15 protein-coding genes are annotated in these 17,800 nt (G+C 55.1%); 9 read left to right on the plus strand and 6 right to left on the minus strand.

Features of this window, described 5'->3' with window-relative positions; all coding sequences use genetic code 11:
* Positions 1-312: 312 nt before the first annotated feature.
* From JQR86_RS19950 to JQR86_RS19975, 6 genes are all read right to left on the minus strand, one after another.
* Positions 313-948 (minus strand): DUF6348 family protein, encoded by a 636-nt coding sequence (locus JQR86_RS19950; protein ID WP_434155274.1) that lies wholly within the window; start codon positions 946-948, stop codon positions 313-315.
* Between the two features lie 257 nt (positions 949-1,205).
* Positions 1,206-2,930: a ubiquinone-dependent pyruvate dehydrogenase gene (gene poxB, locus JQR86_RS19955; RefSeq protein WP_434155275.1), complete on the minus strand. Its 1,725-nt coding sequence runs from the start codon at positions 2,928-2,930 to the stop codon at positions 1,206-1,208.
* A 214-nt stretch (positions 2,931-3,144) separates the two neighbouring features.
* On the minus strand, positions 3,145-3,390 hold the full coding sequence (locus JQR86_RS19960) for a hypothetical protein (RefSeq protein WP_010798935.1): 246 nt from the start codon (positions 3,388-3,390) through the stop codon (positions 3,145-3,147).
* Between the two features lie 116 nt (positions 3,391-3,506).
* Entirely contained in the window at positions 3,507-4,421 is a 915-nt protein-coding gene (locus tag JQR86_RS19965) for a DUF2242 domain-containing protein (protein ID WP_010798936.1), read from the minus strand.
* Positions 4,422-4,573: 152 nt separating this feature from the next.
* Positions 4,574-6,538, minus strand: a complete 1,965-nt coding sequence (locus tag JQR86_RS19970; RefSeq protein WP_434155464.1) for a DNA topoisomerase III — start codon at positions 6,536-6,538, stop codon at positions 4,574-4,576.
* Positions 6,539-6,711: 173 nt separating this feature from the next.
* Positions 6,712-6,969 carry a hypothetical protein gene (locus JQR86_RS19975; protein ID WP_010798938.1) on the minus strand — a complete coding sequence of 86 codons (258 nt, stop codon included), beginning with the start codon at positions 6,967-6,969 and terminating at the stop codon, positions 6,712-6,714.
* Between the two features lie 334 nt (positions 6,970-7,303).
* On the opposite strand from JQR86_RS19975, the gene JQR86_RS19980 reads away from it, so the two are divergent.
* From JQR86_RS19980 to JQR86_RS20020, 9 genes are all read left to right on the plus strand, one after another.
* Positions 7,304-8,320, plus strand: coding sequence for a zinc-binding alcohol dehydrogenase family protein (locus JQR86_RS19980; RefSeq protein WP_434155277.1), 1,017 nt, complete (start codon positions 7,304-7,306; stop codon positions 8,318-8,320).
* A 192-nt stretch (positions 8,321-8,512) separates the two neighbouring features.
* Positions 8,513-9,340 carry a M48 family metallopeptidase gene (locus JQR86_RS19985; RefSeq protein WP_010798940.1) on the plus strand — a complete coding sequence of 276 codons (828 nt, stop codon included), beginning with the start codon at positions 8,513-8,515 and terminating at the stop codon, positions 9,338-9,340.
* A 216-nt stretch (positions 9,341-9,556) separates the two neighbouring features.
* On the plus strand, positions 9,557-10,267 hold the full coding sequence (locus JQR86_RS19990) for a response regulator transcription factor (protein WP_019364546.1): 711 nt from the start codon (positions 9,557-9,559) through the stop codon (positions 10,265-10,267).
* Positions 10,264-11,616, plus strand: coding sequence for a histidine kinase sensor domain-containing protein (locus JQR86_RS19995; protein WP_434155278.1), 1,353 nt, complete (start codon positions 10,264-10,266; stop codon positions 11,614-11,616). Before JQR86_RS19990 ends, JQR86_RS19995 begins: the two co-directional genes overlap by 4 nt.
* 95 nt (positions 11,617-11,711) lie before the next feature.
* Positions 11,712-13,928, plus strand: a complete 2,217-nt coding sequence (locus JQR86_RS20000) for a TonB-dependent siderophore receptor (RefSeq protein ID WP_286786775.1) — start codon at positions 11,712-11,714, stop codon at positions 13,926-13,928.
* Between the two features lie 66 nt (positions 13,929-13,994).
* Positions 13,995-14,915: an ABC transporter substrate-binding protein gene (locus tag JQR86_RS20005; protein WP_407363667.1), complete on the plus strand. Its 921-nt coding sequence runs from the start codon at positions 13,995-13,997 to the stop codon at positions 14,913-14,915.
* Positions 14,912-15,916, plus strand: a complete 1,005-nt coding sequence (locus JQR86_RS20010; RefSeq protein WP_434155282.1) for a FecCD family ABC transporter permease — start codon at positions 14,912-14,914, stop codon at positions 15,914-15,916. The genes JQR86_RS20005 and JQR86_RS20010 overlap by 4 nt, the downstream gene beginning before the upstream one ends.
* Positions 15,913-16,974, plus strand: a complete 1,062-nt coding sequence (locus JQR86_RS20015) for a FecCD family ABC transporter permease (RefSeq protein WP_434155283.1) — start codon at positions 15,913-15,915, stop codon at positions 16,972-16,974. Before JQR86_RS20010 ends, JQR86_RS20015 begins: the two co-directional genes overlap by 4 nt.
* Positions 16,971-17,795 carry an ABC transporter ATP-binding protein gene (locus tag JQR86_RS20020; RefSeq protein ID WP_434155284.1) on the plus strand — a complete coding sequence of 275 codons (825 nt, stop codon included), beginning with the start codon at positions 16,971-16,973 and terminating at the stop codon, positions 17,793-17,795. The genes JQR86_RS20015 and JQR86_RS20020 overlap by 4 nt, the downstream gene beginning before the upstream one ends.
* Positions 17,796-17,800: the final 5 nt, after the last annotated feature.

Genomic DNA, 17,800 nt, shown 5'->3' on the forward strand with positions numbered 1-17,800 from the left:
GTCTCAAAAACAATACCGTCCAGGCGTTGGTCGCGCGTACCAGGCCTCGTTGAGATAGCGATCCGGGAATTTTGGCATAACCGCGTTTCGAAAGGGCAAATGAACCCTCTGCGTATCGCTATACGAAAGGATTTCGCAAACGGATCGCCATTTTGCCAAGCTAGCTAGAGAGTTACTGGCACCTGATCAAGGGAAGCACCGTTGATGATCACTTAGCGAGATCCTTGATGGCTTACAGGTATGATTCACCGATACTGCCGATAGCGCCAAAGCGGTTCATTGAATAAACTGCTCTGGCGCTAGGCTGTTGAGTTAGACTGCCCGCAGCACCACGAAATTGCGTACGCTGAAGTAGCCATCGTCACGGCTCCACGGAAGCGCCTGCAGGTTCGAAGCACCTTCTTCCCAATGAATATTGTCACTGAGTGCCTCAAAGCGGTGCTCCTGGTTGTAGTTGCAGAAGAACGTACGAAACCAGTGGGTGTTGCCTTTCAACGGCATGTTTTGAATGGTGGTATGAATCGACGGCACCAGATTCTCCGGCAGCTCGATGGTGCTTCCTTTGGCGGCGCGGATTCCGAGGTTGCCTACATAGGCCCGGTAGCGGCGCTCATTGATCAGCCAGTTTTCAACCGAAACGTGTTCGGCTGCATCGACTTCCCAGAACGCTGCCAACAAGACATGCAATGAGTTGGCGATAAAGTTTTCGAAGGCATTTGCCAGCCCTTCATCACCCTCACCGATACCTGCAAAAATCTCTTCGACCAGCACGCCCTCTTCGACCATCACATGAATATCCAGGCGCCCGCTGCCTTCGCCAGGATACCAGCGGGCACGTATGGCCGGGAGCTGATTGTTGGGCGCTACCCAGCCATCATATACAGCACCGGTCAGGCCGTGTTTTTCCAGAATCAGTTTGAGTGCGTCGGTTGGGTTCAAGGTCGTCATAGGAGTAGCCGTCAGTAAATAAGGAAGAGCATGCCGAGTTTGCCGGGGCTCAGAACTGACGAGAGTCAATAGGCCGGGCCGCAGAGTAAAACCTGCCGGCGATCACGCGTGGCTCATAAAGGCGCGGATCATAGGGAGCGCAGCGGCAATGAGCAATCCAAATGCCTTTACATTATTGGATCTGAGTTCTCGCTCATCTTTTGAAACATTCAAGTTCACCACACGGTGTGCGTGGTGAACTTTTTTGCACAGCGGCGCTAGCGCACCAGATTGGTACGTGCCAGCTCCAAGACTTCATCGCCACGGCCATTCATAACCGCTCGTAACAGATAAAGGCTGAAGCCTTTGGCCTGCTCGAGCTTGATGGCGGGCGGCATGGCAAGCTCCTGCGTAGCCGTCACGACATCGACCAGTACCGGGCCGTCATGGGCCAGGGCCTCCCGTAAAGCAGGTTCCAGCTGTTCGGCGCTGTCGACACGAATTCCCTTGACGCCCATCGCATTGGCCATCGCAGCAAAATCCGGGTTCTGCAACTGGATACCAGTATCCAGATAACCGCTGGCTTTCATTTCCATGGCGACAAAGCCCAATGTGGCATTGTCATAAACCACCACTTTGACCGGTAGACCCAGTTGGGCCAGCGAGATGAAATCACCCATGAGCATGGCGAAACCACCGTCACCGGACATCGAGATAACCTGGCGCGTGGGATAAGCTGCCTGAGCCCCTATCGCCTGAGGCATGGCATTGGCCATGGAGCCATGATTGAACGAGCCGATCAGGCGGCGTTTGCCGTTCATTTTCAGATATCGGGCAGCCCATACCGTTGGGGTTCCGACGTCTGCCGTGAAAATGGCATCCTCATCCGCCAGCTCACTCAGGATCCGGGTCAGGTACTGCGGATGAATAGGTCGACCGGGTTGGGAGGGTTTGGCCAGATCATCCAGTCCCTCACGAGCCTTGGCATAGTGCTTGAGCGAATCTTCGAGGAAGTGCCGATCGGTACGACGCTCCAGTCGTGGCAAAAGCTCACGAATGGTTTCGCCTACATCGGCGGCGATTCCCAAGTCCAGGGCGGTTCGGCGGCCTAATGCCTGAGGGTTGATGTCGACCTGTACAATCTTGGCATTGGTTGGGTAGAACTGACGATAGGGAAAATCAGTGCCGAGCAAAATCAGCGTGTCACAATTGAGCATCGCATGGTAGCCGGAACTGAAGCCGATCAGGCCCGTCATGCCAACGTCGAACGGATTATCCCATTCGACATGCTCTTTACCCCGTAACGCATGAACGACAGGTGCACCGAGCGTATCGGCCAGCGCAACGACTTCGTCGTGGTAGCCCGCACAGCCGCTACCGCACATCAATGTCACGGCTTTGCTATCCGCGAGCAGGGTGGCGAGTCTGTTGATATCCTGCTCCGAAGGCATCAGGCGAGGCGGATTGAGAACCGGCCAGGCGGTCTTCCCGACGTCCACTTCCAGCAGCGCCACATCGCCGGGAATCACGATGACCGCAACGCCGCGCTGGAGGATGGCGGCCCGCATGGCACGATGCAGGACTTCGGGCATTTGTGCCGGGTTACTGACGAGCTCAACGAAATGACTGCATTCCTTGAAAAGCTCCTGAGGATGGGTTTCCTGAAAGTAGGAAAGACCAATTTCCGATGAGGGAATGTGCGCAGCGATTGCCAGAACCGGTACGTGGTTTCGGTGGCAATCATAAAGTCCGTTGATCAGATGCAGGTTGCCTGGCCCACAACTGCCTGCACATACCGCCAGCTTGCCCGTAGCTGCTGCTTCCGCCCCGGCCGCAAAGGCTGCGGTTTCCTCGTGGCGTACATGCATCCAGTCAATGGTTTCCATCTTGCGCAAGGCATCGTTCAGGCCATTCAGACTGTCTCCGGTGACGCCCCAGATACGCTGTACGCCTGCCTGCTCCAGTGTGGTAGCCAACTGCTGGGCAATGGTGATCTTAGCCATAACGATTTGTCCTTTGACAAAGTAAATGATCGATGGCTCAAGGCAGCATAGGACGTGGCTGGGTTCGGTTTAACGCCAGGGATTGCAGCCATCCAGATGATAAGATAGCGATGCTGCAAACAAGTACGCTCTAGATCAGCCTGCCATCGAAGCTCTTTCGAAGCAGGCGTTCCAGGCTAAGTTCAATCGATTTCTGGAGGAAGATAGGGCAGGACTAACCCTTGGCGGATTGAATGGCGTCCAGCAGGGCTTGGTCAGACGTCTTGTCAATCCATGCTTCAGGCAAGCTCACGCGTACTGACTGCTCACCACCACTAGGCGTACATACCACGGTAACGTTGCCTTCGGCATCTTTGGTAAGACTCTTGGCCGCTTTGGCCGTTTTCTGGCTTCCTCCCGAGAAAGCCTCTACACAGGTCCACGTGGTATTGCCTTCGTCCTGAACGGTGCGTTGTTTCATGGTGTCACTCTATCGACTGCCTGCATGGCGTTACGCTATAGACGTAGCGCGCATGGTTAGAGTTCTTGACCTCAACGCCTTGCAGGCTTTCGGCAATCCAGAGTCATACCCGACCCTCACTCTTCAAGCAGCTCCAGCAAGTCATCCGAGGGTGCCGTGGGGGTTTCAGGCTGACCTGATGGAGTGGGCGTGTCAGCCGACGCTGGCGAAGCGGCGGGCTCGGTTGTGGGAGAGGCTGGAGCGGCGGCTGGCGCAGTAAATTGCTCGAAGGCTGACGTGTCGATAGGTGTAATGGGCGGCGCTTGGGGCGGCAATGGTACGGGTACAGAAGAAAACCCCGCATCATGATCCGGGCGTGTCTCAGGAGCAGGTGCCGCCGAGGCTGGCTTCGGTGCCAGCGCCTGTGCAGGTTGGCTGGGCTGTGCAGAAGAGGGCGTGCTGGCGAGTGGGCTCGGCGCGGGCGCTGCTTTTGTTTGATGTATTCCTTTGTTGGCCTTTTGGGCCTGAGCCGGCAAGAAGCTTTCTACCAGGGAAAAATAGCGGCTATAGAACTTGCCTGACGTAACCGTCTCGCTGGCGACCTTGACCATGGAGTCGTTTGTCGAGCCGATAGGCATCGAGACTGATCCAAGCACACCTACTCCCAGGCTCGCCGAGTTATTGAGCTTTTTTAGCGCATAACGGTCCTGAAGCGCGTTGGCAAAAATGGTTGAACCATGATCGTTGGGGGTATTGGCCGTGCAGACAACATTAAAGCTGATTTCGAGGTGGTTCTCTCCGGTCTGCTGAAAGCTCTTACGGCCACTGACGAGCTTTGGATCATTGCTGGTAATGATATAGCCCTGACTGAGCAGCGCACGTCGAGCTGCTTCGCAGGCAGCCGTATCGTTTACCGGATAGCTACGCGAAAACGTACCCGAGTCATCGAAATTTTCATGTTCGTACACGGCAGGCTTGTTGTTCGAGCAGCCAGCCAGGCCGGTCAGCATAGTGGCCAGTGCCAGTGCGCCGATACCAATCGATTTTGACATTGCAGATCCTGAAAACAGCCAACGCCAGACAAGAAGCGCATGGCGTACAACGGGCATGAAGAGAACGCATTAAACGGAATGCAATGCTACTACGGAAGGGTGAGGCTAAAAAGATATCAATTAGGCGCTAGGTGACCGGATGTGTCCTCTTATCAAGCCGGACTGACAGGCTGGCGTGACCGCTTGCCATTACCTGGTGCCGTCTTGGTTGAGGCCTTGCGCGGAGCCGCCTTGCGCTTTTTCTTGAACGGCGTGGACTTACGCCCCGCTGGAATAGCCGGCCCGCTAAAGGTCAGGTTCAACCCCATGCAACGCTCGACCTGCTTGCTCATCCAGGCGGATTGCTTGGTCACGAACTCTTCAAGGCTCATCTCACCGGTTTGAACCATATCCAGCGCTTGCTCCCAGATAGCGGTCGTACCGGGGTCGGCAATAGCCCGAGGCACAGCGTCGATCAGGCTGAAGGCAGCAGGCGTGGCGACCAACGCCTTACCCTGCTTGGTCAGATAACCACGGTCCAGCAGCCCCTGAATGATCCCGGCGCGTGTCGCCTCCGTCCCAATACCTGTGGTGTCCTTCAGTTTTTGCTTGAGCTTGGGGTCGTCCACCAGTTTGGCTACATTCTTCATGGCCTTGATCAGGTCACCTTCTGTGAAGGGCTTGGGCGGTTGTGTCCAAAGGTCTTTAAGCTGAACATCCACCACAGCGCATAACTGGTCTTTGGAAAGCATGGGCAGCGGCTGTGGTGCTGGCGCTTCCTTTCCCTTTGCTGGCGTAAGTGCTTCCGGCAGGGCTCGCTTCCAGCCTGGCTCGACGATGCGCTTGCCTACAGCCCTGAGCAACTGTCCTGCGCAGTCGAAATCGGCTTGAGTACGGTCGTACTCATGGTTTGGGAGAAATTGCGCCAGGTAGCGGGCGCGGATCAAGGTATAGACTGCCTTGTGCTTGCCCGTCAGTCGATCCAGGCTGCTGATAGCTGCGGTTGGGATGATGCCGTGGTGTGCGCTGACCTTTGCATCATTCCAAGCCCGCGAGCGGCGCCTCAGGTCCAGGTGCGCCTTGAGAGGCAGAAGGGAGGAGTCGGAGCGCTCAAGCGCCGCCATGATGGCAGGGGCTTCGCCATGCTGGCTCAAGGGAAGATAGCCGCAATCGCTGCGCGGATAGGTAATGACCTTATGGGTTTCGTATAGCGCCTGGGCAATATCCAGCGTTTCCTGGGCGCCCAGGCCAAGCTTTTTCGAGCACACCTCTTGCAGCGTGCCCAGATCAAACGGCAATGGAGCAAGCTCACGCATGCGTTCGGTCTGTACCTTCACCACCTGAGCAGTGTCTGTCTGGCGCATCGCCTCTGCTGCACTCTGGGCGATATCCTGGCGCAGGCAGCGGCCCTGATCGTCGCAGACATCCTCAGGAGCCTTCCATTGGGCCGTAAACTGATGGCCCTCGGCAGATAACAGCACATCGATTGCCCAGAACGGTACAGGCACAAAGTTGGCAATGCTGCGATCACGGTCGACTACCAGTCGCAGGGTAGGGGTTTGCACACGTCCTACGGGCAGGACGCCCTGGTACCCTGACCGTTGGCCCAGTAATGTAAACAGACGGCTCATGTTCATGCCGATCAGCCAGTCGGCACGCGAGCGACCCAACGCCGAATGATAGAGGCTGAAGGTATCGGCGCCGGGTTTTAGCGTAGCCAGCGCTTTACGAATGGAAGCATCATCCAGCGCCGACAACCACAGACGCTGGATAGGTCCCTTGTAGCGACAATGTTCGACCAATTCGCGGGCAATCATCTCGCCTTCGCGATCAGCGTCTGTTGCAATGATCAATTCCCGGGCTTCGCCAAGCAGCCTTTTGACCGCCTTGAATTGGCTTGCGGTCTTGGGCTTGACGAGCATTTTCCACTTTTCCGGGATGATCGGCAGATCTTGCAGATTCCACCGCTTATACCGATCGTCATAGGCATCTGGCGGGGCTGTTTCAAGCAGGTGGCCAATGCACCAGGTTACAGTGGCCTGCGGGCCTGTCCAGCAGCCTTCGTCACGGCGAGTAGCGCCCAGCACCTTGGCAATGTCTTTGGCTTGGGAAGGTTTTTCGCACAGGAAGAGCCGCATAGCTATCGTCATTCAAATCAACAATAGCGTAAGCATGCTAAAACCGCAGCGCAGAGGCAATCGAAATCTGTATATGCATACAGATAATGCACGCTGCCAGCTTTATTTGGCGAATCGATAAAGTACGAAGTGGGCCGTCGATCATACTGTCATTCGGCCCAACCGGTTCTGCATTAGAACTTCAAGAGATCCACCATGTTAAGAATGGCAGTGGAGAACATCAGGGTAAAAAGGCATACCAGTGAGAGTTTAAGCTTTTTCAAGCCTGACTCCTGACGCTGGCGCTTGGCCTTTGTTAACGCCTTGATGGCTGCAGAGGGACGAATACCGTTGTTCAGCATCCAACCCAGAATTTCATTTTCAGGCCGTCCTCTCATTACCGCTGAGGTAGCCAGTCGCGTTAGCCCTTCTGAGCACGCTTCGTCACGCATGAGTTAATCCAGTGATTTCGACCATCTGAGCGTAATGCGATATGCATGACGATTCAATGATGGCCGTATTACAAAAACGCATATTTATCGCTTACTTCGTAGGAAGTTGAGCCAGGTCAACCCGGCAAGTCAGCAGTCCCTTGGATCTACCTTGAAGGTAATCGACTCATGTGACCAGAACTTGACGACTATGTTGCAAGGCAGGGTGATATTCCTGGCTGAATGTAAACGCTATATGCACCTTGACGATCCGACCCCTGACAGTAGACTCTAAAATGAAACGTCGTTTCACAATGGCGAAACCTTTGATAATCACAACAATGAAAGGATCCCTATGAAAGCTCTCATGATCGAACAGGAGTTGCAGTGCCGCTTCCATGAGGTCGAGGCCATCGAGCCAGGGCCTGGAGAGGTTCAGGTAGCGGTTCGCCATGTAGGACTCTGCGGTAGCGATCTCAATACCTATAAAGGGTTGAATCCGTTGGTGGCACTGCCTCGTATTCCTGGCCATGAGATCGGTGGAGAGATCATCAAGGCAGGACCGGGCGTACCGCTGGACTATCGTGCAGGGCGGCGCGTCATTGTGGTGCCCTACACTGCATGTGGTCACTGCACCTCGTGCCGTCAGGGACGCGTGAATGCCTGCAAGACGAACCGGACACTCGGCGTTCAGCAGAACGGCGGGTTGGCCGAGCAGATCGTACTGCCCTACGAGAAGCTCATCCTGAACGATACCTTGCCAGCACGGCACCTGGCGCTGGTTGAACCCCTATCGGTAGGTTTCCATGCCGCGAGACGCGGGCGGGTTGCCAAGGGGGACAGAGTGGTGGTCATTGGCTGTGGAATGATAGGCATGGGCGCCGTGGCCGGAGCTGTGTCACGGGGTGCAACAGTCATCGCGATGGATGTTTCCGAGACCAAGACCGAAATGGCGCGTAAATACGGTGCTTCACACACAATCGTGGCCTCGTCTGGTCATGTGGACAAGCAGATCGAAGCACTGACTGACGGTGACGGGGCTGATGTCGTCATCGAATGTGTGGGCCTGCCGGCCACGTTTACCCAGGCGATCGATATCGTGTCCTTTTCTGGACGTGTGGTGTACGTGGGGTACGCCAAGGAGCCGGTTTCCTACAAGACGCAACTGTTCAATCTGAAGGAGCTGGACATCATGGGCTCCCGTAATGCAACAGCCGAAGACTTTACAGCCGTCGTTCGCTATCTGGAGACCTTGGATCACTCTCCAGATGATCTGATTTCCAAGGTGTTTCCCTTCGAGGATGCCGAGCAGGCCCTGCCGTACTGGGATGCGGAGCGCGCTTCAACCTTGAAGATTTTGATCGAGCGATAACCTTTCCGATACCACGACGCCGTATCGCTTCTGCTTTACGGCCTCGCTTGCGCCTGCGTCAATTATTCATCCGGCGGTGGTATATGTTTCTAGAAATTAAATCGATTACACTAACGCACCAGCCATAGGCTGTTTTTGATTCATTTATCGTGCTGACAAGTAGGTCGGCTCAACATACGCTAGGGAAAGCATATGCGTCGTGTCTTATTCATAACGGGTCTTTCGTTTTCGCTTTTTCTTACTGGCTGCCAGGTAGTCAATACAACCAGTGGCGGAGCAGTAGGGGTCGAGCGTAAGCAATACATGTTCAGCATGCTGTCTGCCCAGCAGGTTGATCAGATGTACGCAGAGTCGTATTCCAGTTCAGTCAACAAGGCCAAATCATCCGGTGCGCTCGCCAACGAGACAGCAGAGGGCAAGCGTGTCCGTACAATTGCCAAGCGGCTGATCGACAGGGTTAGCTACTTCCGTCCCGATGCTGCTGCCTGGGATTGGCAGGTCAACCTGGTCAAAAATGATGAACTCAATGCCAACTGCGGTCCGGGCGGCAAGATCTTTGTTTATACCGGTCTGATCCAACAGCTAAAACTTACCGATGATGAGCTTGCAGCGGTAATGGGGCATGAAATTGCCCATGCGCTCCGTGAGCACAGCAGGGAAAAAATGTCTCGGGCGTATGCATTGCAACTAGGCCAAAGCCTTGGTGGCGCCTTGCTGGGCCTTAACCAATCGTCAATGCAAATTGCGAATAAGGTAACGGAAGTTGGTTTATCTCTCCCGTTCAGTCGATCAAATGAAAATGAAGCAGATCTGATTGGCCTGGAGTTGGCTGCCCGGGCGGGCTATAACCCCAATGCGGCGTTGAGCCTCTGGCAGAAATTTGCACAAGCCTCAGCCAGGATGGGCAACAAGACACCTGAGCTTCTGAGCACGCATCCCTCTGATGAGAGCCGCATGGCCTCGATTCAAGCAGCCGTCCCCAAGGTGATGCCCTTGTACCAAGCCAGCCGCAAGTCTTGAGTTCGATCTTTATCCATGGCTTATATGGATAAGGATATGCACTGCGATATCCTTATCCAGGCGATTTTAAGACATTAATTAAGATCCGCCCGGGTATCTTAACGAGCAGCAATACCCTTCTTCTGCTTTCGAGTTAACATCAGTGTTAACACCTGTCTACGTGAAAAAAGCCTCGGACGGGTACTTTTGAAACCCTTTGGCTGTTCCCCAAACGCTATGAATTCCTTTGTTTCCCTGCTCAATATTCTTGTCGTTGAAGACGATCCGGTGTTGGGTATGCACCTGCAGGCTCAGCTATCGGCGAGGGGATATGCGGTAGTGCTATGCAGTGATGCCTGTCGAGTCGCCGCACTGTTGAAAGAGCAGGTGTTCGATCTGGTAGTACTGGATATTCTGTTACCCAATGGCAATGGGCTTCACCTACTGGAGCAGATTCGTTCCTATAGTGCCGTGCCGGTTATCCTGGTCTCGGCGCTGGGTAGCGAGTCTGATCGTATCGTCGGCTTTCAAAAGGGAGCAGATGATTATCTACCCAAGCCCTTTAGCATGGCGGAGCTGGATGTGCGAATCGGAGCGCTGCTCCGGCGCATTGCGTTTGAGCGCTCGGCCATGGAGACAGCGCCAACCGTGCAGGGAGAGCTGTACTTCGATCTTATCCGGACCGATGTGGTTTATAAGGGGCAATGGGCGGAACTGACCACAACGGAATTTCGTATTCTCGAGCTATTGAACCGGCACGCTGGAGAGGTACTCAGCAAACCAGTGTTGTATCAGGAAGCTCTGCAACGTGCCTACTCACGCTACGATCGTAGTCTTGACATGCATGTCAGCCATATTCGCCGCAAGCTCCAGAGCATTGATTACTCGGCTTGCGAAGTTCGTACAGCCTGGGGGAAAGGCTACGTGCTGGTGTGTTCGTCTTCATGATACGACTCCCGTATCGGCATTCCCTGTTCTGGAAGCTGTCTGGTCTTACCATCGCCGCCTGTCTGGTCATCGTCTGGCTGAGCTTAAGCTGGGGACGCAGCATGGAGCACAGTCATTACGAACTGGCACAAGCCGATAAAGAGGAACTGCTGAATTATGCTGCTTCCGTTGAGCAGGCATGGAGGACACAAGGCAAGGAGGGCGTTGAAACTGCATTACGACGTATCCGAGAGGGAGAACAGGTTTGGGCTGTAGCAGTTGATCGTCTTTATCAGCCGTTAGGTCAGCGCGCCCTGACGCCTGGTGATGCCGATCGGTTCAGCTTTATGCGCCGTCTGGATTGGCCGTTGAGTGGCCGTGCTACTGAATTGCCTGTAATGGATATTCCATTTCCTCAACATCCTGAAGCGGGCCGTTTGGCAATGGAATTGCCCGAGCGCATGTGGTCCGGCAAGCCTTCCGTTCTGGGCCGTCTGGTGATCCATGGGCTGTTTCCCATGGCTACCATGTTTCTGTTATGTGTTCTGCTCTATCGTCAGCTCATGGTGCCTTTGAGATGGCTCCAAGAGCAGGCATCCTCTGCTTGTCGCTCAGGCAGAAAGCCTACAATCGGCGTAAGCGCTCGCAGCGATGAGCTGGGTGAGCTGGGACGCGCCTTTGATCACATGGCGGAGCGGCTGGAAGGTCATGTCGACTACCAGCAACGACTTCTGCGAGATATGTCCCATGAGCTGCGCACACCGCTGTCACGGCTGCGTGTGCTGTGCGAGTCCTCCGAGGATGCGAATACGTTGCGTGCCCGCCTTGAGCGTGAGTTAGCCGGTATGCAGGAGCTGGTCGAGACCACACTGGAGCTGGCCTGGCTGGATACAGATAGACCCTCGTTACTATGCGAGCCGATCAGCATGCAGTCACTCTGGAATATTCTCATTGAGGATGCCTGTTTCGAGACGGGTTGGTCACGAGACGCTTTTGTATATCGCTTACCAGACAATTGCTATGTACAGGCTCATTTGAATAGTCTGGCCCGTGCCCTGGAAAACCTCTTGCGCAACGCGATTCGTCACTCACCGGAAGGAGGATATGTGATTCTGGGGGGGCATTATGAGGGCAGCGAGTGGTTGCTGTGGATACAAGACCAAGGTCCGGGGGTTGCAGAAGGTGCGCTCGACTACATCTTCGAGCCGTTTACCCGGCTCAATGGTGCCCGGCCTGGCGGTGACGGATTCGGCCTGGGTCTTTCCATCGCCCGATCGGCACTGATGATCCAGGGCGGCGCTATCTGGGCTGAAAACTGCAATCCAGGGCTTCGTGTGACCGTGCGCTTGCCTGCTGCTGAAATTGTATAGATTGTAAAAAAGCTTTCTTCTCAAATGGGAATGAATAGCATTTGCGCCAACTTTGGAGCGGTCTCGTTTCGAGATTTGTAGAACAGGAGTTGGTCATGCTGCGTATTCCTCATTCATCCACGCGACTGAGCATCGTACTGTGTGGGGTTCTTGCCAGCCATTCCGGCCTTGCGCTTGCCCAGTATGGCTCCAGCGAGCCGGTTGAGATGGAAGCTACCACGGTTATGGGTACCGCCGAGGAAGAGGCCAGGCAGGCCTTGGGTTACTCAGTGATTACCGCAGAGGATATTGCCAGGCAACCACCGGCCAATGATCTGTCGGAGATTATCCGGCGCCAGCCCGGTGTCAATCTCACAGGCAACAGTGCCAGTGGCGCGCGCGGTAACAATCGGCAAATCGACTTGCGAGGTATGGGGCCTGAGAACACGCTGATTCTGATCGATGGCCTGCCCAGTACCTCCCGAAATGCCGTCCGCTATGGTTGGGACGGTGACCGTGATACGCGGGGTGAGACGAACTGGGTTCCAGCTGAAGAAGTCGAGCGTATCGAAATCCTGCGTGGCCCGGCGGCGGCCCGTTATGGCTCCGGTGCCATGGGTGGGGTCATCAACATCATTACCAAGCGTCCTACGGAGCAATGGCATGGCTCGATGACGTTTTATGCCCTGGAACCCGAAAGCGGCGACGAAGGCAACGGACGCCGTGCCAATTTCAACCTGAGCGGTCCGTTGACGGAAGCTTTGGCATTTCGAGTCTATGGCAATATCGCCAGGACTGATGCAGATGCTTTGAGCATCAATGAAGGACATCAGGCCTCGGAAGGCAGTGTCACGGCGGGTCGGGAAGGCGTACGCAACAAGGACATCAATGCGCTACTCAGTTGGCAACTTGATCCGCAGCAAGTCCTCGATTTTGAAACTTCCTACAGCCGCCAGGGCAACATTTATGCCGGCGATACGATGCTCAATAACTCCGGCGGCAACGATGCCTTTGTTCGAAGTCTGTATGGCCATGAAACCAATGTATTGCAGCGCTCCAGCTTTACGTTGAAGCATAAGGGAACGTGGGATTGGGGTAATTCCACACTGGGCCTTTCCTATGATTACACCCGCAACTGGCGTCTGAACGAGGGACTTTCAGGCCGTACAGAGGGTGGGCCAAGTGAGGGGGATGGCGCGTTTATGTCGCGCCTGCGCAATACCCGCGCCTTTGGCAATCTTGATCTGCCTATCGACAGCGCAATGCCACAGGTCTTAACCATTGGCGCCGAGTATTTACACGAGTCGCTAAGTGACCCTGGTTCTCTGCGCGCTCAGTCTTCTGATCCTGAGCCTGGCCAGATAGCAGGTTTTGATCGCACCCAGACCAAGACGACAGCCAACAGCTACGCCTTTTATGTCGAAGATAATGTGCAGGTTACAGACCGGACGGTGCTGACCCCTGGACTACGCTTCGATGACCATCAGACCTATGGTGATAATTGGAGCCCAAGTCTTAACTTGTCCCATGAGATCACGGACCGACTGACGTTCAAGGGTGGGATCGCGCGTGCCTACAAAACACCGAATCTGTATCAGAGCAATCCAAACTATCTCCTGTACAGTCGTGGTAATGGCTGTACAGCGATTACGTCTGGCAACGGAGGCTGTTATCTGGTCGGTAATGAAAGCTTAAGGCCTGAGATCAGCATTAACAAGGAGCTGGGTCTGGCTTATGACGCCGGAACATGGAGAGCCAGTGCGACCTATTTCCGTAACGATTACAAAAACAAAATCGTGGGCGGAAACGAATTTATCTATCGATTGGGCGACACCGGGCCTCGTGTACTGGAGTGGGAGAACACCGGTAAGGCGGTTGTCCAAGGGGTTGAAGGCAACCTGTTCATTCCGCTGACTGATACCGTGGATTGGAACACTAACTTCACCTATATGATCGAATCCAAGGATAAGCAGACAGGCGACCCCTTGAGCATTATTCCCAAATACACCATCAACAGTACGCTGGACTGGTACGTCACTGAAAAACTCTCTGCACAGCTTAATGTTACCCATTACGGAAAGCAGGAGGCTCCTTCATACTCTCGGCGTACCAATACGGATTATGAGGCTGCTGCCCAGAAGGACATTGATCCGTATACGTTGGTAGGCGTCAGCAGTGGTTATGAGTTTAATGAGCATTACAAAGTGCGTTTTGGTGTGAATAATCTGTTCGACAAGCGCATCTATCGAGAGGGCAACGCTTCGAGCGCCGGTGCGGTTACATACAACGAGCCGGGTCGTGCGTATTTTGCTTCCTTTACCGCCTCGTTTTAATGTTATTAAATCGGGCCGCCTGGCTAACCCGCCGCCCGTGCCGTATTTCTATTGTGGAGTTGTGTCATGAAGCGTGTTGATTCCAGTATTTTCCGTCTTAGTGTTCTTTTGTGCAGTCTCGTGCTAACTACCACGGCAGGTTCGGCTTTGGCGGCTACTGTTCCCACTGCCCACGGCGAGCTGAAAACCCCGGATACACCTAAGCGGGTCGTGGTGCTGGATGAGGCGGCTATGGATACCGCGCTGGCAGTAGGTATTAAACCAGTCGCTACGCTGGCGAGTCGTGGTGGCACCAGCGTATCAAACTATCTGCAGGATCAGGCGGGGCAGCCCGCTATCGTGGGTACGGCTCGTGAAATTAATCTGGAAGCAGTTTTCAACCAGAAGCCGGACCTTATCCTGGCGCGACAGGATTTACCGCAAGAACAATATGCCAAACTTAGCCTGATTGCTCCGACGGTAGTACCAAAAGGAGGGGAGTCGTTAGCTGACTGGCGAGCCAACGCAGAGCTTTATGCCCAGGCGCTCAACCGTAGTGATGAATTGAAAAAGCAATTCGATCAGATAGACCAGCGTGTTGCCAAATTAAAGACGCAAGTCAAACCAGGGCAAGTGTTGTCGGTCGTTCGTTGGAATCCACAGGGACCGATGGTCATGTCGAGCCATCTCTTTGCAGGCCAGTTACTGGAGCAACTAGGCTTTGCCAGTACGCAACTGGCCTCAGAGCTCAAAGATCGTCCTCATAGCGATATCTTGAGCCTTGAGAATCTGTCAAGCGCTGATGGAGACTGGATTTTCCTGGCTACCTTGAATGAGAAAGGTGATGAGGCCTTGGAGGCTGCTCGCAAACAGCCTGCCTTTACTCGCTTGAAGGCCGTTCAGGCGAAGCAGGTGGCCACGGTTGATGGGCAGGTGTGGAGCAGCGGGTCAGGTCCGCTGGCTGCTGAGCATGTACTGGATGACGTGGAACGTATCATTCTCAAATGAAGGTGTCCGCTTCGCCTCGTTTGGGTGGTCCGTTCATTGCCTGTTGTCTAACGCTGCTGGTGATTCTGCTCACCAGCTTGCTGCTTGGTGCTGGGGAAGTTTCCGTGCTCCGTAGCATCAATGTCTTGCTTGGGGGTGGGGACGATGAAGCTCGCTTTGTTGTCCTCGAGCTGCGTGGGGCGCGCACGTTATTGGGACTTCTGGTGGGTATGGCCCTTGGCGTTGGTGGAGCCGTTTTGCAAACGGCAACCCGCAATCCGCTTGCGGAGCCCGGACTCCTGGGTGTCAGCGCTGGTGCATCCTTTGCCATGGTGGTTGCCATTGCGCTCGGCGCCAGCGCAGCTACTGTCAATCTTGGCATGGCCATTACTGGAGCCATGCTTGGATGTCTGCTCGTTGTGGCGGTGACTCAAGTGCGCGGATTTGACGCCGACCCTGTTCGCTTGATCCTGGCGGGAATGGCGCTCACAGGAATTCTGGGCGCCGCCAGTACCTTACTGCTCCTGTATGACCAGCGTACTGCCGATGAAATTCGGTTTTGGGTCATTGGCGCCTTGGCAGGCAGGCCCGCAGATACCCTGTCCTGGGCGCTGCCGGGCACACTGGCAGGCCTGTTGGTCGTGGCCCCTTTGGTCAGACCCCTGGCCGCCTTGAGCTTGGGAGAGCGTATGGCCATTGGATTAGGGCATCACCCTCAATTGACCCGATTGATCGCACTACTAGGCGTTGCCATTTTAGTAGGGACTGCCACTGCAGTAGCTGGGCCTATTGGCTTTGTCGGATTGGTTGTGCCGTTCCTGGCGCGGAGAATGGTCGGGCCTGATGTCCGCCGTGTCCTTCCATTATCACTTGTCCTGGGGCCCGCGGTGCTGCTATTGGCTGATATCTTGTCGCGCCTTTTGGTCAAACCTTACGAGCTTCCCATTGGTGTTGTGGCTGCCTTCATCGGTGCGCCAATCCTGATGATAGTCGTCCGTCAACATCGCCTGCCTTCCCTATGACCAAACCTTTTTCATCTCCAGTTACAGCTCGGTTTTGGTGGCTACAGGCAGGCCGTCAGGTGAGTGTACTCGTCTCGCGGAGAGGCAGTGTCGTTGCGCTGTGCCTGACGGTGCTGTTGATCCTCATGAGCGGTATCAGCCTGGCGTATGGCGTAACCGGGCTTAATCCCTGGCTGGCGCTGAAGGCTGTCATCGGGCACGGCGATCCCATGCATTTATTTTTGATTCAAGAGCTTCGCTTTCCCCGGCTCCTGGCTGGACTTTTGACAGGGGCCGCATTCGGGTTGGGAGGGTGCATGTTACAAACCCTGGCACGTAATCGGCTTGCAACGCCCGGGGTTATTGGTATCGACAATGGTGCAACGGCCTTTGCTGTCGCTTCCATCGTTGCTGTCTCGACAAGCCTCGCGCCATCAGCCCTTGCCTTGAGTGGTGCGGCAACCGCAGCGGCCATGGCGTTTGCCTTGGGCGGTGGTGCAGGCGCACGTGGGTATCGCTTCATTGTTGTTGGAATCGGAGTTGGTGCATTGTTTGGCGCCTTGACTAATCTGATGCTGGCACGTTCGTCCATCGATGCGGCCAACCAGGCCTATCCCTGGACGGTTGGCAGTCTTAACGCACGCTCCCCAGCCTCGGTTCAACTATTGGCTATTGGTTTGCTGATAGGTTTACCGCTAGCCAAGATCCTGGGGCGCACCTTAGCGGTTCTTAGATTTTCCGATTCGGTCGCCATCGGGCTGGGCGTGCGTATACGCCTGGCCCGGGTACAGATTCTTATGCTAACTGTTCTGCTCACGGCATTAGCGGTCGCGGTTGCCGGTCCTGTTGGGCTTATCGCCTTGCTGGCACCCGAAGCGGCCCGCTATCTGGTCGGACAACGCGGTGTCCCTATCGTGACCTCTGCATTAGCAGGAGCCCTTCTGATGATCCTGGCAGACTGGGTAGGAAGAACCTGGTTTGCTCCTATCGAAATTCCAGTAGGTGTAGTGACTGCTGTCATCGGCGGACCTTACCTGCTCTGGATTTTATTGCGTCAACCTGTCCGGAAGTCGTTATGAGTAGTACTGTTTCACCGTTGCTGATGGCGACTAACGAGCATTCGGTTATTTTGGAGACCCGTCTTCTCGAGCTTTCTCATGGTCAGACGACCATTATCAATGGGCTTAATCTTAGAATCCAGCCGGGGCGGGTCACCGCTATTGTAGGGCCCAATGGGTGCGGGAAGTCTACGCTTCTGGCGGGTCTTGCTCGCCTGCTCAAGCCGCGTGCGGGTGCGGTTCTACTCGATGGGAAGGCCATCGGTGAGCTGCCTTCCCGGCAGGTCGCTCGACAGCTTGCACTGCTGCCCCAGGATGCCAGCGCACCGGATGGATTGACCGTATCTGACCTCATCCGCTTTGGCCGGCAGCCTCATCAGGGCTTGCTAAGGCAATGGTCTACAGATGACGAAGCTGTTGTTGATGCGGCATTAAAAGCAGCGGATCTGATTGAACTGGCCGAGCGGCCCCTTGATTCGATGTCGGGTGGGCAGCGCCAGCGTGCCTGGATTGCCATGGCCATTGCTCAGCAGACACCGCTACTCCTGCTTGATGAGCCAACCTCTGCACTGGATCTTGGGCATCAACTGGAGGTATTTGAGCTGATTCGCATGCTGGCCAATGCGGGCAAGACGGTGGTCATGGTGGTACATGACCTCTCTCAGGCCTGCCGCTACGCCGATCATCTGGTCGCCATGCAGTCTGGTCGTATTATTGCTGAAGGTGTCCCGGCCGACATTGTCACCCCTGAGCTTGTTGAGACCTTATATGGCGTCCGTTGTGTTCTATTGACGGATCCGGTTAGCGGAACACCCTTGATCGCCGGGGTCAGCCAGCGCTAATGGGA

The sequence above is a fragment of the Pseudomonas sp. JZ134 genome (genome assembly GCF_051027695.1).
GTDB lineage: Bacteria > Pseudomonadota > Gammaproteobacteria > Pseudomonadales > Pseudomonadaceae > Chryseomonas > Chryseomonas luteola.